The organism is Ensifer soli (genome assembly GCF_041928815.1).
Classification (GTDB): Bacteria; Pseudomonadota; Alphaproteobacteria; order Rhizobiales; family Rhizobiaceae; genus JBHFEI01.
Genome location: NZ_JBHFEI010000004.1, coordinates 120,658 through 146,290, shown reverse-complemented (window position 1 = coordinate 146,290; position 25,633 = coordinate 120,658). Strand labels below are relative to the sequence as shown.

Annotated in this window: 30 protein-coding genes; 12 read left to right on the top strand and 18 right to left on the bottom strand. The window is 67.7% G+C overall.

Features of this window, described 5'->3' with window-relative positions:
* The first annotated feature begins 348 nt into the window (after positions 1–348).
* Both ACEVQ6_RS07785 and ACEVQ6_RS07780 read left to right on the top strand, forming a co-directional pair.
* Complete coding sequence (locus tag ACEVQ6_RS07785; RefSeq protein WP_374888370.1) at positions 349–765, top strand: DUF5330 domain-containing protein; 417 nt, start codon at positions 349–351, stop codon at positions 763–765.
* A gap of 99 nt (positions 766–864) precedes the next feature.
* Entirely contained in the window at positions 865–1,290 is a 426-nt protein-coding gene (locus ACEVQ6_RS07780; RefSeq protein ID WP_374888369.1) for a SufE family protein, read from the top strand.
* A gap of 2 nt (positions 1,291–1,292) precedes the next feature.
* Here ACEVQ6_RS07780 and ACEVQ6_RS07775 read toward each other — a convergent pair whose 3' ends face one another.
* From ACEVQ6_RS07775 to ACEVQ6_RS07730, 10 genes are all read right to left on the bottom strand, one after another.
* Positions 1,293–2,084, bottom strand: coding sequence for a DUF6456 domain-containing protein (locus tag ACEVQ6_RS07775; protein WP_374888368.1), 792 nt, complete (start codon positions 2,082–2,084; stop codon positions 1,293–1,295).
* Positions 2,077–2,532 carry a helix-turn-helix domain-containing protein gene (locus ACEVQ6_RS07770; RefSeq protein WP_374888367.1) on the bottom strand — a complete coding sequence of 152 codons (456 nt, stop codon included), beginning with the start codon at positions 2,530–2,532 and terminating at the stop codon, positions 2,077–2,079. The genes ACEVQ6_RS07775 and ACEVQ6_RS07770 overlap by 8 nt, the downstream gene beginning before the upstream one ends.
* Positions 2,533–2,741: 209 nt before the next feature.
* Positions 2,742–3,179 carry a MucR family transcriptional regulator gene (locus ACEVQ6_RS07765; protein ID WP_374888366.1) on the bottom strand — a complete coding sequence of 146 codons (438 nt, stop codon included), beginning with the start codon at positions 3,177–3,179 and terminating at the stop codon, positions 2,742–2,744.
* 404 nt (positions 3,180–3,583) lie between these two features.
* Complete coding sequence (gene mnhG / locus ACEVQ6_RS07760) at positions 3,584–3,955, bottom strand: monovalent cation/H(+) antiporter subunit G (RefSeq protein WP_374888365.1); 372 nt, start codon at positions 3,953–3,955, stop codon at positions 3,584–3,586.
* The gene (locus tag ACEVQ6_RS07755) at positions 3,955–4,287 is read right to left on the bottom strand and encodes a cation:proton antiporter (protein WP_374888364.1); all 333 of its coding nucleotides are present in this window, start codon (positions 4,285–4,287) and stop codon (positions 3,955–3,957) included. The genes mnhG and ACEVQ6_RS07755 overlap by 1 nt, the downstream gene beginning before the upstream one ends.
* Positions 4,284–4,772 (bottom strand): Na+/H+ antiporter subunit E, encoded by a 489-nt coding sequence (locus ACEVQ6_RS07750; RefSeq protein WP_374888363.1) that lies wholly within the window; start codon positions 4,770–4,772, stop codon positions 4,284–4,286. Before ACEVQ6_RS07750 ends, ACEVQ6_RS07755 begins: the two co-directional genes overlap by 4 nt.
* Positions 4,769–6,319, bottom strand: coding sequence for a Na+/H+ antiporter subunit D (locus tag ACEVQ6_RS07745; protein WP_374888362.1), 1,551 nt, complete (start codon positions 6,317–6,319; stop codon positions 4,769–4,771). The genes ACEVQ6_RS07750 and ACEVQ6_RS07745 overlap by 4 nt, the downstream gene beginning before the upstream one ends.
* Before the next feature lie 7 nt (positions 6,320–6,326).
* Positions 6,327–6,704 (bottom strand): Na+/H+ antiporter subunit C, encoded by a 378-nt coding sequence (locus ACEVQ6_RS07740; RefSeq protein WP_374888361.1) that lies wholly within the window; start codon positions 6,702–6,704, stop codon positions 6,327–6,329.
* A 1-nt stretch (position 6,705) separates the two neighbouring features.
* Positions 6,706–7,122, bottom strand: coding sequence for a Na+/H+ antiporter subunit B (locus tag ACEVQ6_RS07735; protein WP_374888360.1), 417 nt, complete (start codon positions 7,120–7,122; stop codon positions 6,706–6,708).
* The gene (locus ACEVQ6_RS07730) at positions 7,122–9,473 is read right to left on the bottom strand and encodes a putative monovalent cation/H+ antiporter subunit A (RefSeq protein WP_374888359.1); all 2,352 of its coding nucleotides are present in this window, start codon (positions 9,471–9,473) and stop codon (positions 7,122–7,124) included. The genes ACEVQ6_RS07735 and ACEVQ6_RS07730 overlap by 1 nt, the downstream gene beginning before the upstream one ends.
* 181 nt (positions 9,474–9,654) lie before the next feature.
* Between ACEVQ6_RS07730 and msrB the strand changes: the two genes are divergently transcribed.
* On the top strand, positions 9,655–10,068 hold the full coding sequence (gene msrB / locus ACEVQ6_RS07725) for a peptide-methionine (R)-S-oxide reductase MsrB (protein ID WP_374888358.1): 414 nt from the start codon (positions 9,655–9,657) through the stop codon (positions 10,066–10,068).
* A gap of 19 nt (positions 10,069–10,087) precedes the next feature.
* Here the strand turns inward: msrB and trhA are convergent, their stop codons facing one another.
* Positions 10,088–10,747 (bottom strand): PAQR family membrane homeostasis protein TrhA, encoded by a 660-nt coding sequence (trhA, locus tag ACEVQ6_RS07720; RefSeq protein ID WP_374888357.1) that lies wholly within the window; start codon positions 10,745–10,747, stop codon positions 10,088–10,090.
* Between the two features lie 170 nt (positions 10,748–10,917).
* Positions 10,918–11,340 carry a universal stress protein gene (locus tag ACEVQ6_RS07715; protein WP_374888356.1) on the bottom strand — a complete coding sequence of 141 codons (423 nt, stop codon included), beginning with the start codon at positions 11,338–11,340 and terminating at the stop codon, positions 10,918–10,920.
* A gap of 264 nt (positions 11,341–11,604) precedes the next feature.
* Here ACEVQ6_RS07715 and ACEVQ6_RS07710 point away from each other — a divergent pair, with 264 nt between their 5' ends.
* Positions 11,605–12,492: a VOC family protein gene (locus ACEVQ6_RS07710; RefSeq protein ID WP_374888580.1), complete on the top strand. Its 888-nt coding sequence runs from the start codon at positions 11,605–11,607 to the stop codon at positions 12,490–12,492.
* Positions 12,493–12,633: 141 nt separating this feature from the next.
* A complete protein-coding gene (locus tag ACEVQ6_RS07705) occupies positions 12,634–14,727 on the top strand; it encodes a S9 family peptidase (RefSeq protein ID WP_374888355.1) in 2,094 nt (697 codons plus the stop codon).
* Positions 14,728–14,772: 45 nt separating this feature from the next.
* On the opposite strand, the gene ACEVQ6_RS07700 is transcribed toward ACEVQ6_RS07705, so the two are convergent.
* The gene (locus ACEVQ6_RS07700) at positions 14,773–15,501 is read right to left on the bottom strand and encodes a hypothetical protein (protein ID WP_374888354.1); all 729 of its coding nucleotides are present in this window, start codon (positions 15,499–15,501) and stop codon (positions 14,773–14,775) included.
* A gap of 199 nt (positions 15,502–15,700) precedes the next feature.
* Positions 15,701–17,131, bottom strand: coding sequence for an MFS transporter (locus tag ACEVQ6_RS07695; protein WP_374888353.1), 1,431 nt, complete (start codon positions 17,129–17,131; stop codon positions 15,701–15,703).
* A 309-nt stretch (positions 17,132–17,440) separates the two neighbouring features.
* Between ACEVQ6_RS07695 and ACEVQ6_RS07690 the strand changes: the two genes are divergently transcribed.
* The 5 genes from ACEVQ6_RS07690 to ACEVQ6_RS07670 all read left to right on the top strand — a co-directional run bounded on the left by ACEVQ6_RS07690 (position 17,441) and on the right by ACEVQ6_RS07670 (position 21,235).
* On the top strand, positions 17,441–18,916 hold the full coding sequence (locus ACEVQ6_RS07690; RefSeq protein WP_374888352.1) for a protein adenylyltransferase SelO: 1,476 nt from the start codon (positions 17,441–17,443) through the stop codon (positions 18,914–18,916).
* Between the two features lie 73 nt (positions 18,917–18,989).
* Complete coding sequence (locus ACEVQ6_RS07685) at positions 18,990–19,403, top strand: MerR family transcriptional regulator (protein WP_374888351.1); 414 nt, start codon at positions 18,990–18,992, stop codon at positions 19,401–19,403.
* 173 nt (positions 19,404–19,576) lie between these two features.
* The gene (locus ACEVQ6_RS07680) at positions 19,577–20,092 is read left to right on the top strand and encodes a GNAT family N-acetyltransferase (protein WP_374888350.1); all 516 of its coding nucleotides are present in this window, start codon (positions 19,577–19,579) and stop codon (positions 20,090–20,092) included.
* Between the two features lie 49 nt (positions 20,093–20,141).
* Positions 20,142–20,360 carry a hypothetical protein gene (locus ACEVQ6_RS07675; RefSeq protein ID WP_374888349.1) on the top strand — a complete coding sequence of 73 codons (219 nt, stop codon included), beginning with the start codon at positions 20,142–20,144 and terminating at the stop codon, positions 20,358–20,360.
* Positions 20,357–21,235 (top strand): M10 family metallopeptidase C-terminal domain-containing protein, encoded by an 879-nt coding sequence (locus ACEVQ6_RS07670; RefSeq protein WP_374888348.1) that lies wholly within the window; start codon positions 20,357–20,359, stop codon positions 21,233–21,235. Before ACEVQ6_RS07675 ends, ACEVQ6_RS07670 begins: the two co-directional genes overlap by 4 nt.
* Before the next feature lie 216 nt (positions 21,236–21,451).
* Here ACEVQ6_RS07670 and ACEVQ6_RS07665 read toward each other — a convergent pair whose 3' ends face one another.
* From ACEVQ6_RS07665 to ACEVQ6_RS07655, 3 genes are all read right to left on the bottom strand, one after another.
* Positions 21,452–22,369 carry a c-type cytochrome gene (locus tag ACEVQ6_RS07665; RefSeq protein ID WP_374888347.1) on the bottom strand — a complete coding sequence of 306 codons (918 nt, stop codon included), beginning with the start codon at positions 22,367–22,369 and terminating at the stop codon, positions 21,452–21,454.
* Between the two features lie 224 nt (positions 22,370–22,593).
* On the bottom strand, positions 22,594–23,037 hold the full coding sequence (locus ACEVQ6_RS07660) for a c-type cytochrome (protein ID WP_374888346.1): 444 nt from the start codon (positions 23,035–23,037) through the stop codon (positions 22,594–22,596).
* Positions 23,038–23,204: 167 nt separating this feature from the next.
* On the bottom strand, positions 23,205–23,804 hold the full coding sequence (locus tag ACEVQ6_RS07655; RefSeq protein ID WP_374888344.1) for a superoxide dismutase: 600 nt from the start codon (positions 23,802–23,804) through the stop codon (positions 23,205–23,207).
* 188 nt (positions 23,805–23,992) lie between these two features.
* Between ACEVQ6_RS07655 and ACEVQ6_RS07650 the strand changes: the two genes are divergently transcribed.
* On the top strand, positions 23,993–24,334 hold the full coding sequence (locus tag ACEVQ6_RS07650; protein WP_374888343.1) for a hypothetical protein: 342 nt from the start codon (positions 23,993–23,995) through the stop codon (positions 24,332–24,334).
* A 110-nt stretch (positions 24,335–24,444) separates the two neighbouring features.
* Here ACEVQ6_RS07650 and ACEVQ6_RS07645 read toward each other — a convergent pair whose 3' ends face one another.
* The gene (locus ACEVQ6_RS07645) at positions 24,445–24,831 is read right to left on the bottom strand and encodes an ester cyclase (RefSeq protein ID WP_374888342.1); all 387 of its coding nucleotides are present in this window, start codon (positions 24,829–24,831) and stop codon (positions 24,445–24,447) included.
* Between the two features lie 237 nt (positions 24,832–25,068).
* Between ACEVQ6_RS07645 and ACEVQ6_RS07640 the strand changes: the two genes are divergently transcribed.
* On the top strand, positions 25,069–25,572 hold the full coding sequence (locus ACEVQ6_RS07640) for a hypothetical protein (RefSeq protein ID WP_374888341.1): 504 nt from the start codon (positions 25,069–25,071) through the stop codon (positions 25,570–25,572).
* Positions 25,573–25,633: the final 61 nt, after the last annotated feature.

Sequence of the window (25,633 nt, the reverse complement as noted above, 5' to 3'; positions counted from 1 at the left end):
TGGCCCGATTGGCGGGACCTTCCCGGTTTGTGGTTAACAGCGTGTAATCGCTGAATTTTCAGCACTTTTTGCTGAGGCGTTAACCTCTGTGGCGGCGCTGTCGCGCCAAAGTCCCTGTGGCGCAGCGGCGGATGCGCCCGCGGCTCTGCCCCAGTCCTTAAGATCGGCCGGTCAAATATGGCTCGAATGCGCATCAAATGCCGCTCATTCCCATTTTAGCTAAGTTTGCGCCAAATGCGTGCCGTTTTGGCAAAGCCATCTTGTCACCCGTCGCCCTAGGGTCAGGGCGCAATCCGTCGAGAACCGCCTGCGGCCCCTGTCCGCATCCGGTCCGCAGAGGTGAAGGCGATGTGGTTTCTGATCAAGGGAACGTTCTGGTTCTCGCTGGTGCTGGTGCTGCTGCCGATGGTCGACCGTTCGGCGCAGGAGACGCTGGAGGCCGGCCCGTCGGTCGAGATCGGCGGGGCGTTCGGCGCCGCGAGCGAGGCGCTGAGCTATGTCGGCGCCATGTGCGTCGAGAAACCGGACGTCTGCCAGAAGGGCGCCGAAACCGTCGTCGCCCTCGGCCACCGCGCCCGCGAGGGCGCCCGTGTCGCCTTCGAATTCCTCGACGCCCGTTTCGCGCCCTCGGACGCGCTCAAGACCGGGACCGTCGCCCGCGACGCGGGCGAGACGTCGAAGGCGGTGCCGGCGATCGCCGATGCCGGCATCGACGACATCCTCAACCTGCCGATCCCCGCGCCGAGGCCCCGGGCGGCGCCGTAGGACGCAGGGAGATTTCGCGGTTCTCATTTGGCGGCGGCTGCACTATATCAGCCGCGTCGGCGCCCGTGGTGGACGCCGCCCGCCGCCTGCAGGACTGCCATGACGCCGCTCGCCCAGATCCTTGACGATTGCGCCTATCTCGACGACTGGCAGGACCGGATGAGCTATGTCATCGAGCTCGGCCGGAAGATCCCCGACCTCGCGCCCGAGGAACGCACGGCGGCGAACAAGGTGCAGGGCTGCGCAAGCCAGGTCTGGCTGGTGACGGAGACCGCCGAGGCGGGCGACGATCCGGTGCTCGCCTTTCGCGGCGAGTCCGATGCCCATATCGTGCGGGGCCTCGTCGCCATCGTCCTGTCGATCTTCTCCGGCAAACGGGCATCCGAGATCGTGGAGACGGACGCGCTCGCCCTTTTCGACCGGATGGGCCTGATCGAGTATCTTTCCTCCCAGCGTGCCAACGGCCTGCGGTCGATGGTCCGGCGTATCCAGGACGAGGCCCGGGCGCGGCGCGCGGCCGGCTGACCTCAGCCGCCCCCCTCGCCGTAGCCGGACGCCGCCGGCCGATAGTCCTCCGCGCCCCAGTGCCGGGGCTTCGGGCCCGAGCGCTCCGGCCCGGGCGGCGCATAATGGCGGGCGAGCGCCATCAGCGCGGCGCGCAGCATCAGCTTGGCCGAGCGCGCCGGCCATTGCCGCTCCCGCTCGACCGTCTCCAGCCCCTTCTCGAAGCAGCAGACGTCGATCGCCACGCCCGACAGTTCCGGCCCCATCGCCTCGATCGCCCGGCTTAAGCGCCGCCGGGCCGCCTCCGCTCCTTCCTCCTGCGCCGCGCCGGTCGGCGCCGCCCCCTTCGTGCGGGTTTCCAGGCGTGGCGCATAGGTCATCGTCAGGCGCGGCTGCAGGCCGGCGCGGGTGAAATCGCGATGGAGCCGCTCGCCGGCGGCGATCGCGGAGGCCGGCAGGTAGGCCGCGCCCGCCTTGTCCTTCAGCCGCGCCAGGCCGGACAGCGGCGATTCGGCCAGATTGACGCGCGGCGCGGACCCGGCGCGTCCCTCCAGTTGAACTCGGCCGCCATGCTGGTCGGAAAAGGCCGTGTCACGGTCCGCGAGGACGCGGCGCAGGAACGTCCGCGCCGCCGGCAGCAGCCGCACCGTGTCGCCGGTGCGCTGCGCGAGGCCGCGCCGGCAGGCCTCGTCGAGCGTGACCGCCATCTCCTCCCCGTCGGGAACCGAAGCCCCGCCCTCGCCCGCATCACGGGAGAGCCGCCGCAAGAGCCGGAACAGCGCCGCCTCGCCCCGCGCGCCACCTGCCTCAACCATGGTCGTCCTCCACGCCGTAAACCGCGGCGGCGATGCGCTCGACGGAGGACACGAAGGCGTCGTAGACCTGATTGTCGCGCCGGTCCTCGACGACGTTGCAGGCATGGCCGACGGTGGTGCGGTCCCGGCCAAACGCGATGCCGATATCGGTCAGCGACAGGCGCAGGGCGACGTGGCAGACATACATCGAGATCTGCCGGACATGGCAGGCGGCGCGCCGCCGGTCGCGCCGGGCCTGGACCCGGTCTCCGGCAAGGAGGAAGAGCTCGGCGGTCAGCAGGCGGATGCTGCGGCAGACATGGCGGCGGTCGAGGTCGGTCGGCTGCGGCATCGGCACGCCCTCGCCGAGGCGCGGGCGGTCTTCCTCGAGGCAGGCTGCGAGCGGGATCGAATAGGATCGCGGCATTCGGCCGGGAAAAGCGGGGATCGGCGGCGGGGCCTGGCGCATGAGTCACTCCCTGAATAGGAATTAATTCATACATCCTACGGGGAGAGCGGAGATGAAAGAAACCAAGTCGCCGCAACTCTGCGTTGATTTTCAACGCTTTTTCGTAATCTCAGAAAAATTTCTAGGTTTTTTTTCCTCTACACTTCAACAAAAAATGCCGGGCTCGATCGCCCGGCCATGCTTGTCGACCCTGTTGAGGATCGGGGAGCCTATGCCTTCGGCGCGCGGCCCTTGCGGCGCTGGCCGAGGCCCATTTCGCGTGCGAGCCGGGAGCGGGCCTCGGCATAGGCGGGGGCGACCATCGGATAGTCGGTCGGCAGATCCCACTTCTCGCGATATTCCTCGGGCGACAGCGAATGATGGGTCATCAGGTGGCGCTTCAGCGACTTGAAGGTGCCGCCGCATTCCAGGCAGGTGATCTGGTCGTCCTGCACGGACTTGCGCACCGAAACGGCCGGCTTCGGCTTCTCGATGACGACGGCCGGCGGCGCGGGGCTGTTGGTGCTGTTCAGCGCGGCATGCACGTCGGCGATCAGGCCGGAAAGCTCCGTCACCGGAACGACATGGTTGCTGACATAGGCGGCCACGATGTCGGCGGTCAGCTCCACGAGAAGATGCTGCCCTGTCGCCTCGGCGGTTTCGTTCATTGACGGTCTCCTGATTACAGTAAAAGGGACCGGGCGTCGTTTGCCCGCCCGGGATCGATACAGTGGAAAGAATCCTTCACCGGACCGGCCATGCCGCCGCCGGGCGCGGGCGCGCCGGAGCGTTGACAGGGCCGCAAGCGCAGGCGGGCGTATCGCGGCCATGCCAAAGCACTTGCATAGCAAGCACTTCAAAGCAACGGCCGCGCTGCGCATCCCAGGCTGGAACTGTGATTCGAAGTAATATCCGGTCGGACACTTTTACAGGCGTCGATTATCATCGATACCCAGAAATTCCAACAATAAAATGGAGAACTCTACCGGAATTTAACTTGAAGCGTGCCGCGAGACCTGACAAAGCGCGGAAGCGCGGTTGTACCCGCCGGAAAAATCGGTTGAGTCGCGCGCTAGTGCTTGGCCTTTTCCGCTTTGCTTGCGCGTTTCATTTCGTCGACGGCCGATAGACCATATTGTTTCTGTCCGGCGGCATGGGCCGCGCGGGCGAGGAGATGGGCGGCGACCGGTGCGGTGAGGATGAAGAAGACGAAGCCGAGCAGCGCCCGCATCAGGACGGCGGGATCGGCCGCATTCAGCCCGGCCGCAAGCAGCAGAAGCCCGGAGCCGACCGTGCCCGCCTTCGACGCCGCATGCATGCGGGTGTAGAGGTCGGGAAAGCGCAGGATGCCGATGGCGGCGAGAAGGGTGAAAACCGCCCCGCCGATCGTCAGAAGCGCGACCGCGCCCGAAAGGATCCAGGTCAAGATCGAGGTCGAGGCCATCACCGTCCCCTTCCCTTGCGGCGCCGGACCGGCGCGGCGCGGCGGCGCGACCCCGCCTCCGCCCGCGCCAGGATCAGCCGGGCGAGCGCGACCGTCGCCAGAAATCCGACGAGGCCGAGGCCGAGCGCGATGTCGATATAGAGATCGAAGCCGGTCTTCATCGCCAGAAGCGCGATGAAGCCGATGGCGACGCCCGCCAGCATGTCGAGGCCGAGCACGCGGTCGGCGAGCGTCGGCCCGCGCAGGATTCGCAGCACCGTGACGAGGAAGGCGCCGGACAGCACGACGAGCGCGACGGCGACGGCGCCGGTGACGAGATCGGCCGGGTTCATGCGAACACCTCGCGGATGCGTGCCTCGAAGCCGCCGGCGATCGCGCGGCGCGTCGCCTCGGCGTCGGAACAGTCGAGCGCGTGGATGAAGAGCGTCGTCCGGTCGGCGGAGACGTCGACGGACAGCGTTCCGGGCGTCAGCGTGATCAGGTTGGCGAGAAGCGCGATCTCGATGTCGCGCGTCACACCGAGCCGGTAGGCGAGAATGCCCGGCTTCAGGTCCATTTTCGGCCGCACGACGATGCGCGCCACGCTCCAGGCCGAGACCGCGAGCTCCTTCAGGAAGAGAAGCGCCAGCCGGAGCAGCGGCACGAGCCGCAGCCGGTGGCCGGCGCGGCCGATGCCCCGGGCGACGATGGCGAGCACCAGCCAGCCGACGGCGGCGCCGAGGATCAGGTTCGGTGGCGAGACCGAGCCGCTGAGCCCCGCCCAGACGGCGACGAGCAAAGCAAGGCGAACCGCGTTTCCGCTCCTCGACGAGGTCATGGCGTCTCTCCCGCACCGAAAACGGAGCCGACATAGGCCTCGGGCGCCGCAAGGCCGGCGGCGGCATCCTGCGCCGCCTTAAGCAACGGCTCCGGATAGATCCCGGCAAGGAGGCTGGCAAAGGCGAGGATCGCGACCGGGGCAAGGTCGCGCCGCGTCGCCCGGGGCAGGACGGTGCCGTCCGCTGCCGGGCGCCACCACGCCAGAAGGAAAAGGCGGAGCGTCGCGATCGTCGTCAGGAGGCCGGCGACGAGCAGCGTCGCCGACAGCCACCAGGCGCCGATGTCGAGCGCGGCCTTCAGGATCATCACCTTCGGCCAGAAGCCGGAAAAGGGCGGCAGGCCGGAGACGGAGAGGAAGAGCATCAGCGACAGGGCGGCGAACCGTCCGTCGGCGCGGTAGAGGCCGGCGACGCCGCCAAGGTTGAAGCCGCCGGCAAGCTTCCCCGCCAGCCCCGCGACCAGATAGAGCCCCGCCATCACCACGATCGAATGCAGCGCGTAGACGATCGTCCCGCCGATGCCGCCCGGCCCCGCCACGGCGATGCCGGCGATCATCGCCCCGACGCCCGAAATCACCAGGAAGCCGAAGATGCGGCGCAGGTCGGCCATGGCGAGCGCGCCCAGGGCACCGGCGAGCATCGTCGCCGCGCCGACGAGCGCCAGCGCGAAGCTCAGGCCCTCGCGCTCGGCCGGAAACAGCATGCCGCCGACCCTGAGCATCGCATAGATGCCGACCTTGGTCATCAGCGCGGCAAAGAGCGCCGACACGGTGATCGGCGGCGTGTGGTAGGAGGCCGGCAGCCAGGCCTGCAGCGGGAAGGCGGCGGCCTTCATGGCGAAGGCGAACAGGAAGAGCGCCATGATCGTCATGCGCGGCGCCGTCACCGGCGCGGCCGCCGCCTTCACCGCCAGGTCCGCCATGTTGAGCGTGCCGAAGGTGCCGTAGAGAAAGGCGATCGCCAGGAGGAACAGCGTCGTCGCGACGAGGTTGAGGAAGCCGTATTTCACCGCGCCGTCGACCTGCCGGCGTTCGCCGCCGATCGAGATCAGGCCGAAGGACGCGATCAGCATCACCTCGAACCAGACGTAGAGATTGAAGATGTCGCCGGTGACGAAGGCGCCGCTGACACCCGCCATCAGCAGGAGGAGCATCGGGTAGAAGCCGTGCCGGACCGGGCCGGGCGCGATGTCGCGCGTCGCCGACACCGCCATGACGAGACCGACGAAGCCGGCGGCGAGCGCGAAGAGGGCGCCGGTCAGGTCGACGGTGAAGGCGATGCCGAAGGGCGGCAGCCAGCGCCCCATCATCATCGTCAGCGGGCCGTCCGCCGCGACCTTTCCCAGAAGCATGATGTCGATGACGACGAGAAGGGCGAGGCCGGCGATCGACAGCGGCGCCTGCAGCGCGGCGCGCCCGCGCAGCATCACCAGGAGCGCGCCGATCGACAGGCACCAGGCGGGCGGCAGCACGGCGAGCCAGTCCGAGGCGCCGGTCGGGCCGGCGACATAGACCTGGTCGAGCAAGGAGGAAACGGGGGCGGCCATGGCGGGTTCAGTATCCTTCCGGCGGGGCCGCGTCGCGCTTCGGCTCGGCGAGCCGCATCTGGTCCGTGTCGTCGACACCGAGGTCGCGGAAGGCGCGCCAGGACAGGACGAGAAGAAACGCGAAGAAGGAAAAGGAGATGACGATCGCCGTCAGGATGAGCGCCTGCGGCAGCGGATTGGCGATCGCCGCGACCGGCGCATCGAGACCTTCGGCGATCACCGGCGGCACCTCGCGCGTCAGCCGGCCGTTGACGAAGATCGTCAGGTTGACGGCATTGCCGAGAAGGACGACGCCGATCAGGATGCGCACGACGAATTTCGACAGCATCAGGTAGACGGCGGCGGCGAAGAACAGGCCGGTGACGACCGCGAGAACGGGTTCCATCTCAGTCCTCCCGCTCTTCGAGCGCGAGCGCGACCGCCGTGATCGCGCCGACGACGACGAGATAGACGCCGATGTCGAAGGCCATGACCGTCGACAGCGGCACCGCATAGCCGGCGATCACCGGCGTCACCCAGAGCCCGGTCATGAAGGGAACGCCGGCGGCCGCAGAGACGAAGCCGGCAAGGGCCGCAAGCAGAAGGCCGCCCCCGGCGATCGCCAGCGGATCGACGCGCAGCGCGTGGCGCACGGTCGCGACGCCGAACGCGATGCCGTAGACGGCGAGGGCCGAGACGGCGATCAGACCGCCGATGAACCCGCCGCCCGGCTCGTTATGGCCGCGCAGCAGCACGAAGACGGAGAACAGCAGCATCAGGCTGGTAAGGAACGGCGCCACCGCGCGCAGGATCAGCGTCTGCATCAGTCGTCCTCCCGCTCGGGATCATTGTCGGCGATGCGGGCGAGCGGGCGCAAGCGGATCAGCGACAGGATCGCGACCGCCGCCATCATCACCACGGCGATCTCGCCGAGCGTATCGACGCCGCGGAAATCGACGATGATGACGTTGACGATGTTGGCGCCATGCGCGACCGTCTTGGCATAGGCGGCGAAGAATTCGGAGAGACGCGCGTCCAAGGGAAGCGCCAGCACGCTCCAGAGCAGCATGGTCAGGCCGATGCCGCAGGCAAGCGCGATCGCGATGTCGGGAATGCGCTCGCGTGGCGGCCTGCGGTCGGAGGGGGCGAGATCGAGCCGGGTCATGACCAGCGCCAGGATCACCACCGACAGGGTCTCGATCATGAACTGGGTGAAGGCGAGGTCCGGCGCGCCGTAGAGGAGGAAGATCACGGCGACGGCAAAACCCTGGATGCCGAGCGAGACGATCGCCGTCAGCCGGTCGCGCGCGACGAGCACACCGGCGAGGCCGAGAAGCGCGATGGCGATGATCGCCCATTCATGGAGGGCGAGGCCGCCGGCCTCCGCCGGAAGCGCCGGCCATTCGCCGAAGACGGCGGGCGTGGCGAGAAGCAGGCAGGCGAGCGCGGCGAAGGTGACGGTCAGGTAAAGCTCGAGCCGTCCCGCCTGCAGGCGGCGGGTCAGCCGGACGGAGACGCGCAGCAGGCCCTGCATCGCCTGGTCGAAACCGCGGTCGGGCCCCCAGCCGATGTCGGCAAGGAGAAGGCCGATGCCGCGCCGGAGCGGCCGGGCGAGGACGACGGCAGCGGCGGCAAGGACGAGCGTGGCGACCGACAGGAGCAGCGCCACGCCGAGATGCGGCGCGAGGGATATCGTGACGGCGCGCGGCGCGCCGGCGATCGCTCCCGCCATCGGCGTGGTGACGGCGGCGTGGAACGGAGCGGAGAGGACGGCGGCGGCGAGACCGGCAAGGGCGAGCACGACCGGCCCGGCAAGAAGCAGCGGTGGCGCCTCGTGCGGCTTGCGCGGCGTGCTCAGCCGGGCGCCGAGGAAGGGCGCGACGCCGACGCCATAGGCGACCGCCGCCATCAGGGCATTGCCGAGGAGGACGACCGCGGCCAACGCGATGGAGCGCGCCTCGCCGGCGGCAAGGGCGGTGTAGATCTCCTCCTTGGCGAGGAAGCCGAAGAAGGGCGGCAGGCCGGCCATCGACAGTGCCGCGAGGAGTGCGGCGGCGAACGTCACCGGCATGGCGCGGCGAAGGCCCGAAAGGCGGGTGGCATCGCGCATGCCGGTCTCGTGGTCGATGATGCCGGCGACCATGAACAGCGCGCCCTTGAACAGCGAATGGGCGATAAGATAGAGCGCGGCCGCCTCGATCGCATGGGGACTGCCGAGCCCGGTCAAAAGCACGAGAAGGCCGAGCGAGGCCATGGTCGTATAGGCGAGCATGCGCTTGAGGTCGGTCGCCGCGACCGCGAGGACCGCGCCGGCGATCAGCGTCGCGCCGCCGGCAAGCGGCAGGATGATCTCCCAGGCCATCGTGCCGCCGAGCGTCGGTTGCAGGCGCATCAGCAAGTAGACGCCGGCCTTCACCATGGTGGCCGAGTGCAGATAGGCCGACACCGGCGTCGGCGCCTCCATCGCGTTCGGCAGCCAGGCGTGGAAGGGGAACTGCGCCGACTTGGTGAAGGCGCCGCCGAGCACGAGAAGCAGGATGGCGAGGTAGAAGGGGCTCGCGCGCGGATCGACCTCGAACACGGTCAGCGCGGAAAACTGCGTCACACCGCTGACGTTCCAGAGCAGGATCAGCCCGGCAAGCAGCATCAGCCCGCCGCCGCCGGTGATGACGAGCGCCTGCAGCGCCGCGCGGCGCGCCCGTTCCCGGCCGTGGTCGAAGCCGATCAGCAGGAAGGAGGTGATCGAGGTCAGTTCCCAGAAGACGAACAGCATCAGGAAGCTGTCGGAAACGACGAGGCCGAGCATCGCCCCCATGAAGGCGAAGAGAAAGCCCAAGAAACGGCCGAGGTCGGCATGGCCCTTCAGGTAGCCGCCGGCATAGAGCACGACGAGCGAGCCGATGCCGGAGATGAGCTGGACAAAGGTCAGCGACAGTCCGTCCACCAGCCAGGAGAAGCTGACATTGTAGGAAGGGATCCAGTCGAAGCCGCCGGTAACGATCTCGCCGCGCGCGACCTCGGGATAGAAGCGCGAGAAGTGCAGGAACACCGCCGCCGGCAGCAGCGCGAGCGGAAGAACGGCGCGGTCCCCCATCAGGCGGACAGCCAGCGGAGCGGCCAGCGCCCCCAGAAACGGCAATGCCAGCGCAGCAGCGGTCAGGATCGCGACATCCATGCCTTTTCCGTTTTTCCCTTCGCCAATCTCTGGTCGTAGCCCCCGCAATACGGGAACGGCAGAGCGGTCTCAAGCGTTTTCGGTTGTCGCGTGGCGCTTCGCCGCGACGGCCGATTGCGGGCCGGACACGGCCTTCCTATATTCCGGCCATGACTGCGGAGCCACTCCAGGAGGATTGCCGATGGCAGAGACGAAGACCTTCAAGGTCGAGAAGACCGACGCCGAATGGCGCCAGCAACTGACGGCGGAACAGTATCGCATCACCCGCCAGCACGGAACGGAGCGGGCCTTTTCGAGCCCCGATTTCGACCTCGGCAAGAAGGGGACGTATCACTGCGTCTGTTGCGGCCGGGCGCTTTACGGATCCGACGCGAAGTTCAATTCGGGCACGGGCTGGCCGAGCTTCACGGCGCCGCTCGCACCAGACGCGGTCGACGAGCACCGCGACCTTTCCTACGGCATGGTGCGCACCGAGATCCGCTGCGCCGATTGCGACGCCCATCTCGGCCACGTCTTTCCCGACGGTCCGCCGCCGACGGGCCTGCGCTACTGCATGAACGGAAACGCGCTGGTGTTCGAGCCGGCAGACGCCTGAGCGGTGACGCCGGCGCCCGTCAGAGGCGCGCGCCGGCGACGCAGGAGACCACCGCCGAATAGTGCACGGCGGCGGCGGCGATGACGAAGGCATGCCAGATCGCGTTCTGGAAGCGCAGCCTCTCCCAGACATGGAAGACGACGCCGAGGGAATAGATGATGCCGCCGGCGACGATCAGCGTCATCGTCGTCTCCGAAAGCGCGCTGTAGAGCTGTTCGCCGGCCAGGAGCCCGCTCCAGCCCATCGCGAGGTAGAGCAGGATCGCCAGCCGGTCGAAGCGGCCGGGAAAGGCGCATTTCAGCACGATGCCGAGCAGGGCGATCGCCCAGATGCCGATCAGCATGGCGAAGAGGAACGGGTCGTCGAGGCCGCGCTGCAGGAACGGCGTATAGGTCGCCGCGATCAGGATGAAGATCGAGGAATGGTCGAAGCGGCGCAGGAACCATTTCGTGCGCGAGGCCGGCCAGAGATTGTAGAGGAACGAGATCGAGATCGTCGCGATCAGGCCGAGGCCGTAGATCCAGGCGGCGATCAGCTGCCCCTGCGTGCTGAACACGGACGCATAGAAGATCAGCGCCGTCACCCCGACCAGCGCCAGGGCGAGCCCGATGCCGTGGACGATGCCGTCCGCGATCAGTTCGTCCCGGTCATAGCTCCATTTGATGCCCTTGATCTCCACGGCCCGCGGATCCCACCCGTTTCGTCATCATGTTTCGTTAACAAATGCCCGAAGGCCATGACGAAAATGTGCCATGCGCGGATGAACGGGAAAAGAACAGGCGGGCGTTTCCCCGCCTTTTCCAGGGACAAAGCAAAATTAGCCTTAACTGTTATGGTTGACGCGAAACCTTAACGGTCGACCAGGACGGCAACGGGGCAATGGCTGACGACGCGGCTCGCCGTCGAACCGATGAAATAGTCCTTCAGCCCCGGCCGGTGCGAGGCGATGATGACGAGATCGGCCTTCTCGTCGGTCGCGATCTCGTTGATCGTCGGCGCGGCGCCACCCGTGCGGATCTCGACGCGGGCGGCAATGCCGGTCTTTTCGGCCAGTTCCAGAAGCAGCTTGCGCGCCTGCTCGCGCGATTCCTCGATCAGCGACACCGGAAAATCGACCAGCATATAGCCCTGCGCATAGGCATGCAGGTCCTCGACGACGTTGAGGAGGACGATCTCGCCGCCTTCGCCGAGCAGGGACTGCGCGATGCGCAGCGTCCGCTCCCCGTGCGGCAGTTGATCGATGGCGACGGGAACGATGATCTTGGTGTACATGGCGTCTCCTGCCCTTTCCGGTGATCGGATGATCAGGCGATCCTAGCAGCAGGAGAGGCTTCCCGCTTGATCGGGATCAATCCTCCCGGTCAAACCGTCAACATTTGCTGAACAGTACATCGCCTTCCCGCCGTCTTTCTTGAACATGCGGGACGCACCATACTCTCTCCACGCAACAGACGACGGAAGAGACCCATGACTGAGGTCGACAGACGCGACTTTCTCGGCCTCTCGGCCGCCGCGCTCATCACAGGAGGCACCACCATGCATGCCGACGCCAAGACCGCGACCCCCGACGCACCGTCCGGGCGGCCCGTGCTGATGCCTTCCTATGTCGAGAAGGCCCATCTCGTCGTGGAAGACCTGCCGATGATGGCCGCCTGGTACGAAAAGGCGCTCGGCCTTTCCCCGATCGAGACGGGCGCAAGCGGCGTCATCCTCGGCGTGGCGGGAACGCCGCTCCTCACACTTGAGACGGACGGTGCCGCGCGCCGCCAGCCGCGCACGGCGCCCGGCCTCTTCCACAATGCCTTCCTCGTTCCGAGCCGGGCGGAGCTGTCGCGCTGGCTCGCCCATGTCGCCAACAGCCGCGTGCCGCTCACCGGCGCCTCGGACCATCTCGTCAGCGAGGCGATCTATCTCGACGACCCCGAGGGCAACGGCATCGAGGTCTATCGCGACCGCGACCGCGACGAATGGGAGTTTCTGCCCGAGGGCGGGGTGAAGATGGCGACGCTGCCGCTCGACCTGCAGGCACTTTACGACGAGGCGCCGCAGGAGCGGTGGGGCGGCATGGCGGAGGGCACCGCGCTCGGCCACATCCATCTCCAGGTCAGCAACATTCCGGAGGCCGACGCCTTCTTCCGCGACGTGCTCGGTCTCGACGTGATGGCGCGCTATCCGGGCGCGACCTTCTTCGCCTCCGGCCAGTACCATCACCATGTCGGCGCCAATGTCTGGAACTCCCGCAACCAGCCGAAGCGCAGCGGCGCGATGACCGGGCTTTCCGGGTACAGGATCCGCTTCAACGACCGCGCCGCCCTCGACACGGCGCTCGCCGCTCTGGACCGGCAGGCGATCGCAACGACGCGCGGCGGCGAGGGCGTGTCGCTGACCGATCCCTGGGGCATCGGCCTGACGCTGTCGGCCTGACGCTGTCGGTCTGAACGCGGGAGCGGGGTCATGCGCGGCGGGATCGGCGACCGGGCGCGGCCCGCGCCGATTCCCGCTTGATCCCCCCTGCCCGCGTCTCTATCTCTGGCGCACCCCGCCAAAGCCCGGAGAGCGCATCCCGTGTCGACGTTCAAGAACCTGCCCGCCCCGCCCGCAGCCGAGAAGCGCCCCGCGACGGACACCCGCCACGGGGTGACCCGCAGCGACGATTACGGCTGGCTGCGCGCCGACAACTGGCAGTCGATGTTCCGCGATCCGTCGATCCTCGATCCGGCGATCCGTGCCCATCTCGAAGCGGAGAACGCCTACCAGGCGGCGGCGATGGCCGATACGGAGGCGCTACGCAAGGTGCTGTTCGCCGAAATGAAGGGGCGCATCAAGGAGGACGATTCCTCCGTTCCGGTGAAGGACGGCGCCTACGCCTACGGCACGCTCTATGTCACCGGCGGCGAGCAGCCGCATTATTTCCGCACGCCGCGCGACGGCGGCGAGAAGACGATCCTGCTCGACGGCGACCGCGAGGCGGACGGGAAGGCCTATTTCCGCCTCTCCGGGATCGACGCGAGCAGCGACCATGCGCTCGGCCTCTGGGGCTATGACGACAAGGGCTCGGAATATTTCACCCTTCGCGTGCGCGATCTCGGCACCGGCGCGGATCTTTCCGACGTGATCGAGAACACCGGCGGAGGCGGCGCCTGGGCGCCGGATGGCCGGAGCTTCTTCTACACCGTGCTCGACGACAACCACCGTCCGTCGAAGATCTTCCGGCACGTGATCGGCACGCCGCAGGCCGAGGACCGCCTGGTCTACGAGGAAGAGGATCCGGGCTTCTTCATGGGCGTCGGCGGCTCGCTGCTCGACGACTTCATCTATATCGACATCCACGACCACGAGACGAGCGAGTACCGGCTGCTGTCGACGAAGGACCTCGACGCCGAACCCGTGCTCGTCGCCGCGCGCGAGACCGGGATCGAATATGAGATGACGGAGGGCGGCGACGTCTTCTACATCCTCACCAATGCCGACGGCGCCAAGGACTTCAAGATCGTCGAGGCGCCGGTCGGCGCGCCGGCGCGCGCGAACTGGCGCGACGTCGTGCCGCACACGCCGGGCCGGCTGATCATCAGCCACATGGCGTTCGCCCGCCATCTCGTCTGGCTGGAGCGCGAGAACGGCCTGCCGCAGATCAAGATCCGCGACCGGCGGTCCGGCGAGGAGCACGCGATCGCCTTCGCCGAGGAAGCCTATTCGCTCGGTCTCCAGGGAGCCGCCGAGTACGACACCGACGTCATCCGCTTCTCCTATTCCTCGATGACGACGCCGTCGCAGCTCTTCGACTACGACATGGCGACGCGGGAACGCACGCTTCTGAAGACGCAGGAGGTGCCCTCCGGCCACAACGCCGCCGACTACGTCACCCGCCGCGTGCTGGCGAAGGCGAAGGATGGCGCGGAGGTGCCGGTCAGCCTGCTCTACCGCCGCGACACGGCCCTCGACGGCACCGCGCCCTGCCTGCTCTACGGCTACGGCGCCTACGGCATCACCATCCCCGCCGCCTTCAACACGAGCTGCCTCTCCCTCGTCGACCGCGGCTTCGTCTATGCCATCGCCCATGTGCGCGGCGGCAAGGACAAGGGCTTCGCCTGGTACGAGGACGGCAAGATGGGGCGCAAGACCAACACCTTCACCGATTTCATCGCCGCCGCCGACCATCTGGTGGCGCAAGGCTTCACCGCTTATGACCGGATCGTCGCGGAAGGCGGCTCGGCCGGCGGCATGCTGATGGGCGCGGTCGCCAATCTCGCGCCGGAGAAATTCGCCGGCATCATCGCCGCCGTGCCCTTCGTCGACGTGCTCAACACCATGCTCGACGACACGCTGCCGCTGACGCCGCCGGAATGGCCGGAATGGGGCAATCCGATCGAGGACGCGGAGGCCTACCGCCACATCGCCAGCTATTCGCCCTATGACAATGTCGGGGAGAAGGCCTATCCGGCGATCCTGGCGCTCGGCGGCCTCACCGATCCGCGCGTCACCTACTGGGAGCCGGCGAAATGGGTGGCGCGCCTGCGCGAGAAGACGACCGGCACCGCGCCGATCCTGCTCAAGACCAACATGGATGCCGGCCACGGCGGTGCCGCCGGCCGCTTCCAGCGGCTGGAGGAGGTCGCCTTCGAATATGCCTTCGCGCTGAAGGTCGCGGGCAAGGCCTGAGATCGTTCCGGCCGCGTCCCGGCGCCTCACGCGTCGCCGGACCCGTCATTTGCCGGCATTTGCCGCCCCGCCGGCATTGCCGCGCGACAGGCCCGACACCGCCGGGCCCGTCTCCCCCGCCAGCAGGACGACGTCGTCGAGCGAGCGGTTGGCATTCGGCGCCCCTGTGACCATCACACGGATGACATCGACCGCGAAGGCCGCCTGGAAGGTGTGGGTCTGGAAGCCGCGCACCGTGTCCATGGCGATCGTTTCGGTGACGATCGTCCCGTCGCGGGTGAGACCGGTGACGCTCACCTGCTGCGGGAAGAGTTCGAACGTGTCGATCCGCAGCGACTGCAGGCGGAACGGGCCGTCGTCCTGCCGGGCGACGATGATCGCGGTGTATCCCCAGTTGGAACCGAGCGCCGTCGAACCGGCCCAAAAGCCGCGCCCGCCCTTCTCCCGCGGCGAATAGAGCGCCTCGGTGGCATCGAGGCTGCTGGTGACGACATAGCCGCCCTCGACATAGCGGTTCATCTGGTAGTAGTCGCGCGTCGTGATCTCCGCCTGCTGCGGCACGCCGTCGAACGTCATCGTGTAGGCCGTGCCCGGTTCCGCTGCGAGAGCGGGACGGACCGCGACCAGCGAAGCGATCCCGTCAAGCGCCGATGCCAGGACGGCGGCGCTCCGGCCGGCCCATCCCGCGCCGGCGGGCGACGGAACGACGGGCGGCACCGGCAAGCCGCTCCAGGCCACAGCCGCCATCGCCCAGGCGATCCCCTTCTTCCGCATCCTGCCGCTCCCCTCGTCCTGCCCGTCTCGTCGCGACTGCACAGGCCGCTCCTGTCGCAAGGTAGCGGCTCGCGAGCGATCGCGCGTCCCCCGCCCGGGTGAGCGGCTGCCGGATTTTCCCGAGGAACCGGCCCGTCCCCGGCATCATGCATCACGGAAACACCGTGCCGGCCGGTCGAAGGGCGCCATGGCGGCGGGATCAGTCCGCCTCGGTCCGGCCGCCGCGCATGTCCGCCCCGTCGCTCGCCGTGAATTTCAGGTTCCAGATCGTTGCCGCAAGCGAGATGGCGGTGACGGCGAGGAAGGCATGGGAGAAATCGGCGAGCGCCGGCCCGTCGCGGCCGGCAACCAGCATCGAGACGGAGAGCGACAGGGCGCCGATGCAGATGCCGAGCGACAGCATCAGTTGCTGGAACGTGGTGTAGAAGCTCGCCGCCGCGCTGAGGCGGTGCGGCTCGACCCTGTCATAGGCGACGGTGTTGTAGGCGGTGAACTGCAGCGACATGAAGAGGCCCGCCGCCATCAGCGTCGCGAAGATCAGCGCGACCGGCCAGCCGGGCGCGAAGAAGGCGCAGGCCGCATAGCCACCGCTGGCGAGGACCCCGTTCGCGACCAGCGTCGCGCGGAAGCCGAAGCGGCGGATGAGGCGCGGCGCGAACACCTTCATCGCGATCGCGCCGAGGGATGTGGCGAGCAGGAGCTGGCCGGAGGCTGCCGCCGACCAGCCGAAGCCGACCTGGAACATCAGCGGCAGCAGGAAGGGCTGCGCCCCTTGGGTGATCCGCGTCAGCGAGCCGGCGATCATCGCCTTGCGGAAACTCGGGATATGCATCAGCGTCGTGTCGAGGATCGGCGCGGGATGGCCGCGCGCATGGCGCAGATAGACGAGGCCAGACAGCGTGCCGGCCCCGATCAGCGCCGCCGCCGCGAGCGCCTCCTCAGGCCGGCTCGCCATTTCGAAGCCGAAGAGCAGGCAGCCGAGCGAGGCGCCGGAAAACAGGAAGCCGGCAAGGTCGAAGCGCGTCGCCTTGTCTCCCTCCATGTCCTCGATGAAGAGGGTGGCGGCGATGAAGCCGAGGATGCCGATCGGGATGTTGATGTAGAAGATCCAGCGCCAGTCGAGATAGGTGGTGATGAAACCGCCGACCGGGGGCCCGAGCATCGGGCCGAGCAGGCTCGGCACGAGCAGCCAGGACGTCGCGTCGACCATGTGGCGGCGCGGCACCGAGCGCAGGATGACGAGGCGGCCGACCGGCACCATCATCGCCCCGGCAAATCCCTGCAACAGGCGCGCGCCGACGAGGTCGGCAAGGCTCGGCGCCAGCGAGCAGAGGATGGAACTGACGACGAAGAGCAGCATCGCCGCGCGGAACACGGTTTTCGCGCCGAAACGGTCGGCCATCTTGCCGCTGGCCGGAATGAAGACGGCAAGGCTCAGCAGGTAGGAGGTCAGCGCGATGCTCATGTCCTGCGGCGCGACGTCGAAATCGCGCGCCATGGTCGGCAGCGCCGTCGCCAGCACCGTGGCGTCGAACATTTCCATGAACAGGCCGCTGGCGACGATCAGCGAGACGATGCGGTAGTGGACCGGCGGGCGGGCGCCGGTGGTGTCAAGGGTCTGGTCCGACATGGGAACGTCGGCTCGCTCCGGATGGGGCTGCCTGTCGAAACGCCAGGAGCGCGGACGATCGCGTCATGCGAACAAGGATGCACCGGCACTATAGCCTCCGAAACCGCCGGGAAGCCATGCGTTTTCTGCATGGCTCGATGCCATTTCCCCCCTCGAAACGCCACATCGGCCGCGTGTCTTCAGACGGGCAGCGTCCGCGAGAGACGCGCCCATCGCAATTGCGAGGCGCGCGGCCTATATCGGAGCTTCGAAGGCAACCGAAGAAATGACGGCGGCACGATGCCGCCGCCCGCCGCCGGGAGATCCGACATGCCGCAGCCCATCCGTTTCGACAACAGCTATGCCCGCCTGCCCGAGGGCTTCTTTGCCGCCGCGCGGCCGACGCCGGTCAGCGAGCCCTGGCTCTTCGCCTTCAACCGCCCGCTCGCCGAGGACCTCGGCCTCGACGCCGAGGCGCTGCTTGCGGACGGCGCGGCGCTCTTTTCCGGCAACAGCCTGCCGGACGGCGCCGAGCCGCTCGCCATGGCCTATGCCGGCCACCAGTTCGGCCAGTTCGTGCCGCTGCTCGGCGACGGGCGGGCGATCCTCATCGGCGAGGTCGTCGGCCGCAACGGTGAGCGCCGCGACATCCAGTTGAAGGGCGCCGGCGCGACACCCTATTCGAGGCGCGGCGACGGGCGGGCGGCGCTCGGCCCGGTCATGCGGGAATATATCGTCAGCGAGGCGATGCACGCGCTCGGGGTTCCGACGACACGGGCGCTTGCGGCGGTCGTCACCGGCGAGCCGGTCTACCGCGAGACGGTGCAGCCCGGCGCGGTGCTGACGCGCGTCGCCGCCAGCCATGTCCGCGTCGGCACCTTCCAGGTCTTTGCCGCGCGCGGCGACGTCGAGGGCTTGAGGGCGCTGACGGCCCACGTGATCGCCCGCCACTATCCCGAGCTTGCGGGACGCGACGACGCGGCGCTCGCGCTGCTGTCGGTCGTCGCCGGGCGGCAGGCCGCCCTCGTCGCCCGCTGGATGCAGGTCGGCTTCATCCACGGCGTGATGAACACCGACAACATGGCGGTCTCCGGCGAGACGATCGACTTCGGGCCCTGCGCCTTCCTCGACGCCTATGATCCGGCCAAGGTCTTCTCCTCGATCGACCGCGGCGGCCGCTACGCCTACCGCAACCAGGCGGCGATCGCCCAGTGGAACCTCGCCCGCCTCGCCGAGGCGCTGCTGCCCGTCATCAGCGAGGACCAGGAGGCGGCGGTCGCGGCGGCGAAAGAGGTGATCGCCGGCTACGGCGCGCGCTTCCAGGCCGCCTGGCTCGACGGCATGGCCCGCAAGATCGGCCTCGAGACGGTGGAGGACGGCGACCTCGAACTGGTGCAGGATTTTCTGGCCGCCCTCCATGCGGGCGCGGCCGATTTCACCCTCGCCTTCCGCGCGCTGAGCGACCTTGCCGACGGCAGCGTGTCGCAGGAGGCCGTCCTCGCGCTCTTCACCGACCCGGCCCCGGCGGCGCAATGGCTCCTCCGCTGGCGCGCCCGCTGCACCCGCGATCGGCTCGACGACACGCAACGCGCGGGCGCGATGCGCTCCGTCAACCCGGCGGTGATTGCCCGCAACCACCGCATCGCCGAGGCGATCGCTGCGGCGACCGAGGATGGCAATTTCGGCCCGTTCCACGCCCTGAACGAGGCCCTTGCCGCCCCCTATGACGACGACCCGCGCTTCAACGCCTTCCGTGCGCCGCCGACGCCGGAAGAGGTCGTCACGCGCACCTTCTGCGGTACCTGAGCTTCGCCTTGCACCGCCGCCGTTTCAGCGCCATATCCGTTCCGTCTCAAGGAAACGGGGAAGGACGCACGCCATGCTGTCGATCGGGGACCTGTCGAAGCGGTCCGGCGTCAAGGTGCCGACGATCCGCTATTACGAGGATGTCGGGCTGGTGCCGCCGCCCGAGCGCAGCGAGGGCAACCAGCGGCGCTACGACCGGCGCGCGCTCGACCGTCTGAGCTTCATCCGCCATGCCCGCGACCTCGGCCTGCCGATCGAGGCGATCCGGTCGCTGATCGAGCTCGGCGAGCATCCCGAACAGCCCTGCGCGGATGCCGACCGGATCGCCGCCGAGCAGCTTGCCGACGTGCGCGCCCGCATCGCCCGGCTGAAACGGCTCGAAGCGGAGCTCGCCCGCATCGCGACGAGCTGCGCCGGCGGGCCGGCCGGCGCCTGCCACGTGCTGAAAGCGCTCGGCGATCACGGGCTCTGCGAGGGAGACCATTGACAGGCGCGCGAAAATGCCCCATGTCGGCGTCATGATCACGACCGCAACCCATTCGACCTGGTACTTTACGCTGCTCCGATAGGCGCGGCGCGAGTGATCTCGTTCAACAAGCCGCCATCAGGCGGCTTTTGTTTTGAACAGGCACCTGGTGGGGCGACCCAGAGGAGCCGACCATGCTTGACACCGCATCCGCAGACATCCCCTCGCTTCCCCCCGCCGCAGCGATACGCACCGGCGGCATGCTGACGATCCGCGCCGCGCGGCCGCGCGACATCGACGGGCTCGCCGCGATGATCGTCGAGCTTGCCCGCGACCATGGCGACCTCGCCGCCGTCACGCCGGCCGAACTCGGGCGCGACCTCTTCGGCGACATGCCCTGGGCGCAGGCGCTCATCGCCGAGACCGGCGGCACGCTCATCGGCTTCGCGCTGCTGACGCCGCTTTACCGCGCCTGGCAGGGCATGCGCGGCATGGAGCTCAACCAGCTCTACGTCGCCCCCGCCCATCGCGGCACCGGCATCGGCCGCCATCTGGTGGCGAAAGCGCGCGAACAGGCCCGCATCGCCGGCTGCGCCTACCTCTCCGTCAGTGCCGCGACCGGAAACTTCAAGGCGCACCGCTTCTACGAATCCGAACAGTTCACGCCCGGCCCGGTGACCGGCATGCGCTACATCCAGACGCTTGCCTGAGGCCCGCAGGAAAAAGCCGCGCGGCATCCGGCAGCGCCGCCGTTGCAGGATGCGCGCCGGAAAGCCGGACTGTCGCCGCCGATCAGGGGAAACCAAAGAAGCCTGCGGCGCCGATGGCGGCGCCGCGCTGGACCGCGCCTTCCGCGTGCAGCAATACCCGTCCGCCGAAACCTTGTTGCGCGTCCTGCTTGCGCGATATATGGCTTTAAAAGACGTTTTTAAAATACGTAGCGACGGGCAAGAGAATTCCGGAAAGGATGTTTCATGAAGATCCGAGGATCGAACCGCGCCGATGTTCTCGACGGGACGTCCGAGTCCGACGTGATCTACGGCCTTGCCGGAGACGACCGGATCCTTGCGAATTCCGGGGATTTCATCTTCAGCAAAACCGCCGAGAAAATCCTGGCGGGGGCCGGCGACGACACGATCCTTGATTTCGCGATCCATCTCAAGGATCCGAAGCAATCCTTTTCCACAGGATCCGTGATCGACGGCGGCACGGGTTTCGACACGGTCGTTGTCGACATTCAGGAAAGCGGCGATGCGAAAGTCGTCTTCAACGCGGCGGTGCTGGCGAAGAACATCACGCTGAAGCATGTGGAACAGGTCTACTATACCTATAAATCGGCGCTGCAGATGGAATCCCATGTCAAGGGAACCAAGGCAAACGAGGTCTTCGACTTCACGGCCGGCATCAACAACCATATCGACGGCGGCGCCGGCAACGATCTGATCCTCGCCGGGGGCAGCCACAACGAACTGAAAGGCGGGGCAGGCAGCGACATTCTCGTCGGCAGGGGAGAGCTGACGGGCGGACTCGGCAAGGATTATTTTGTCTTCACGGCGTCGCCCTTCAAATCGAAGGACATCGTCGTCACCGATTTTCGTCGTGGTGCCGACAAGATCCTGATCGACCAGAGCATCTGGGAGGGAAGCATTTCCCTCTATTCCTGGACGCATGAGGGGCGCGGGGAAGACGGACGCGGCGAAACCGGCTCGGTCAGCGATTTCCACAAGGACAAGGAGGCGTTTGCGCAGATCAAGCTGGAGAAAGCAACCGGCGCGCTGCTCTTTCACGGCGTCGAGATCGCCATCCTGGACGGCGTCAAATCACTCGGCATCAACGACGTTCTGTTTTACTGAACCGTGTCGCGATCTTTCAGCTTCGCTCATACGCTTTAGGTCTTTGTTTTTTACACGTGTCTTTTCGCAAAACCGCTGCACACCTCTGCGAGACACGCTTTACGGCATGTCCAGCCGGAGCGGGGTCGCTTCGGCGTCGGACAAGGCGGCGAAAACAAGACATCAGACCAGCTCCCGTGATCCCCCGATCACCGGACATGTACAAGGCCCGGCGCCTCACTCCCGCGCCGGCACGGCCTTCAGATAGGCGGCGATCGCCGCGCGGTCGGAGGCCGGCAGGCGGGCGATGTTCTGCTGGACGTCGACCATCGAGCCGCCAGCGGAATCGAAATCCGGGGTGAAGCCGGTCTCCAGATAGGTGGCGATGTCCGATGCGCTCCAGCCGCCGATGCTTTTCGAGCCGGGGGTGATGTTCGGAATACGCCCCTCGCCCTCCGGGTTGGCGGCGCCGGCAAGCCAGCGGTCCGGCTCGAAGCCGCCGAGCGCATTGCGCGGCGTGTGGCACTCACCGCAATGGCCCGGCCCCTCGACGAGATATTGCCCGCGCGCGATCTCGGGATCGGAGGTGTCGACCGCGGTGCGCGGCGCGTCGGTGAGGAAGAGCAGCTTCCAGCCGCCGAGCGCGAGGCGGATGTTGAAGGGGAACGGCAGGTCGTGTGGGGCCGCGACATGGTCGCTCGCCGGCAGCGTCTTCAGGTAGCCCCAGAGATCGTTGGCGTCGCCTGCGGTCATCCGCGCATAGGAACCGTAGGGAAAGGACGGATAGAGATGCTCGCCCTGCGCGCCGACGCCGCGCGTCATCGCATCGCCAAACTGCGCCAGCGTCCAGGCGCCGATCCCGGCGTCAGGATCGGGAGAGATGTTGGGCACATGGAAGGTGCCGAAGGGGCTCTTCAGCGCCAGGCCGCCGGCAAGCGTCAGCTTGGCATCGCCCTCCGCGCCCGGCGCCGCATGGCAACTGACGCAGCCGCCGGCCCAGAACAGCTGCTCGCCCCGGGCGAGATCGGGCGCCGGCAGGCCTTCCCAGTGCGCCGCCGGCCAGGGATCCGGCCGCGTCAGGAACCAGAAGGCGCCGCCGCCCAGGAGGCCGAGAGCGACGATACCGGCGCCGATCCGCCGCAAGAGCCTGCCCATGAGATCGTCCCTTTCTCTGAAACCCGTCGCCTCGCGCGGCGGTGGGCCGACCGGCCCCGGCACGACTCCGTGCCATGCCGGGGGCCGTCCCCCGCGGCGGAGGCATTGGATGACGGCGGCGGCCGGCCACAGCCGTTGCGTTCCCTCCGAGACATCGCGGCGGCGGGGACGGATCCCGGCCGGCGAAAAGGAGGCAGAAAACGGCAGATTGCCGGCCTATCGCGTCACTTGTCGACGCGATAGACCTTGTGACAGCCGCCGCAATTCGGGCCGAGCGTGCCCACGGCCGCGCCGAGCGCTGCCTGGTCGGCCGGGGGATTGGCGAGAAGCGCATCGGCGTCGGCGCCGAGCTTTTCCGCCTTGGCCTTGAAATCCGCCATGTTCTGCCAGATCGCCGGGCTCGCCTCGGTCTCGTCGCCGGTCTCGCTGCCTTCGGGGAAGAGGGTCGGAAACACCTTCGACATCTCGCTGATCGTCGTCAGCGACTGGGTGACGACGGCCGCGTCATAGGGCTTCTCGCCCTTGGCCATGCCGGCAAGGGCGCCCATCGCGCCGCCGATGCGCTTCATGTCGGCCTGACGTGTGACCTGCGGCGAATCGGCGGCCGTGACCGCGCCTGCGGCAAGCACCGCGGACATCGCGGCGACGACCAGCATCCTGGCTTTCATTTCCATCTCCTTTGACTGTCCCCCCGCCGTCAGCCCGGCCGGGGCGCTTTCCATGATTGCATGCCGATACGCTGAAGAAAGTCACTTTTTCTTGACGTCGCGCGGGCTCAAAAAAAACGCCCCGGCGCGGGTGCCGGGGCGTCCTTTTATCCTTAGCGCGCGGCCGGTCAGGCGGCGGCTTCGTAAAGCTCGAGCACGTAGTCCCAGTTGATCAGGTTGTCGACGAAGGCTTCCAGGTACTTCGGCCGGGCATTGCGGTAGTCGATGTAGTAGGAATGCTCCCAGACGTCGACGCCGAGGATCGGGGTGGCGCCGTGGACGAGCGGGCTCTCGCCGTTCGGCGTCTTGGAGATCTCCAGCTTGCCGTTCTTGACGGCGAGCCAGGCCCAGCCGGACCCGAACTGCGTGGTGCCGGCGGCGATGAAGTCGGCACGGAACTTGTCGTAGCCGCCGAGATCGGAGGCGACCGCCGTCTCGAGCTTGCCCGGCAGGCTCTTGCCGCCGCCGCCCTTCTTCATCCACTTCCAGAAATGCAGGTGGTTGTAGTGCTGGCCGGCATTGTTGAACAGCGGCTGGTTGGTGCCGTAGGACTTCTTGACGATCTCCTCCAGCGACAGGTCGGCAAGTCCGGCATCCTCGGCCAGCTTGTTGCCGTTGGTCACATAGGCGAGGTGATGCTTGTCGTGGTGATATTCCAGGGTCTCGCGCGACATGTAGGGCGCGAGCGCGTCGTAATCATAGGGAAGATTCGGAAGTTCGAACGCCATGGCGGGTCTCCTCTTGGCCGTTGAATTCGTCAATGAAATCCGGTGCGTCGGAACATAGGCACCGGACAGTCCCGAGGCAACCGGTAACGCGGGCATAATTTTGCCGTTCCGATCATGGCCCGCGGCATGGTCCCGCCACGCCGCCGGCCTATGTCAGGGGCGTGTCCGACAGATGAAAGGAGAGATCCATGAGACATTCCCTCGCGCTTTTCGTGCCGCTCCTCGCCGCCGTGCCGCTCGCCCCGGCGCGCGCCTCCTCCGACGATGCCTGGGCGGCGTTTCGCGCCGACGTCTCGAAGGCCTGTATCGCCGCGGTCGGCGACCAGCTCTACGATCCGACCGCGGTCGTCGATCCGACCGGCTCAGAGCATTACGGGCTGGCGCTGGTCAGCGGCACGCCGAAGGGCGCGAGCGGCACCGTCAGCCATATCTGCGTCTACGACAAGCAGACGAAGGCGGCCGAGGTCGGCAGCGAGATCCCGGCCGAGGAGCTGCCCGCCTCCGGCGAGGCCGCAGCCCCCTCTCCCTGACCGGGCCGCGGCGGGTTTAACTGGCAGGCCGAAAGACCGGGCCGTTGTCGACAAGACCGGGCATGACAACATCGCCCGATCGAGCCGGCCGAGTGCCCCCCGGCAGGCGCTCAAAGCTGCGCCTCGATCGCCGCCCGGTCGATCACCGACCAGACCTCGGCGATCCTGCCGTCGCGGAAGGCATAGAAGACGTTCTCGTAGAAGCGGACACGCCTCCCGTCGACCGGAAGGCCGAGGAACAGGCCTTGCGGCCTGCAGTCGAAGGCGAGCCGGCTCGCGACCATCGGCGGCTCAGCGACGAGAAGCGCGATCTCGAAGCTGAGGTCCGGGATCGCCCTGACATCCGCTTCCAGCATGGCCCGATAGCCGTTTAGCCCAAGCGTCTCGCCGTTGCGGCTGACCGCCGGATCGACATGGGCGGCAAGCCCGTCCCAGTCGCGCCGGTTCAGGCAATCGATATAGGCACGATAGCGTGCCGCAAGCGTCTGCGCATCCATGTCGCGTCCGATCCTTCCCTGCGCCCATGTCCAAGGATCGCCGGACTGGACGCGGCCCCGCCGATCTGCTTCACTTCGTCCGTTCTTCCTCCATGCCGCATGCATCACGCAGTCGCCAGCATTTCCTGTCCGGCGCGGGGCGCGCCGGATGCCTGACCAGACGCTCAACCGTTTCACGTCATCGCGCGCAGGGCCTCTGCCCGGAGGGACGGGCCCGCCGCCACCAGGGGGACTTCCATGGCCAATCCCTTGTCCATGCTCGGCATCATCCATACCGTTATCAGCATCGCGCCCGTCGCCATCGGGCTTGCCTGTCTCGTCCGGCACGGGGCGATCCCGCCGTTCACCCGCGCCGGCAAGGCCTATCTGGCGACGCTGGCGCTTTCCTCGATCACATCCTTCGGCCTGTCCTCCACCGGCGGCTTTAATGCCGGCCATGCGATCGGCATCCTCACGCTTCTCGTCTCGGGCTTCGTGCTCGTCGCCGAGAGGCTCCCCATCGTCGGCCGCGCCTCCTACTACCTGAGGCCGCTGGCGATGTCCTTCACCTTCTTCCTGCTGCTGATCCCGGGGATCAACGAGACGCTGTCGCGCCTGCCGCCCTCAAACCCGATCGGCAACGGACCGGACTCGCCGCCGGTGCAGACGGCGACGGCACTCTTGGCGCTGATCTTCCTGACGGGGATCTGTTACCAGGCCTGGAGCCTGCATCGCGGGCGCGCCCGGCCGTCGGTCGCCTGAGACCCGGGCCCGACGCGTCTCGACGCATTCCAGAGCCGCCGATCCGCTTTGCAGATTTGTT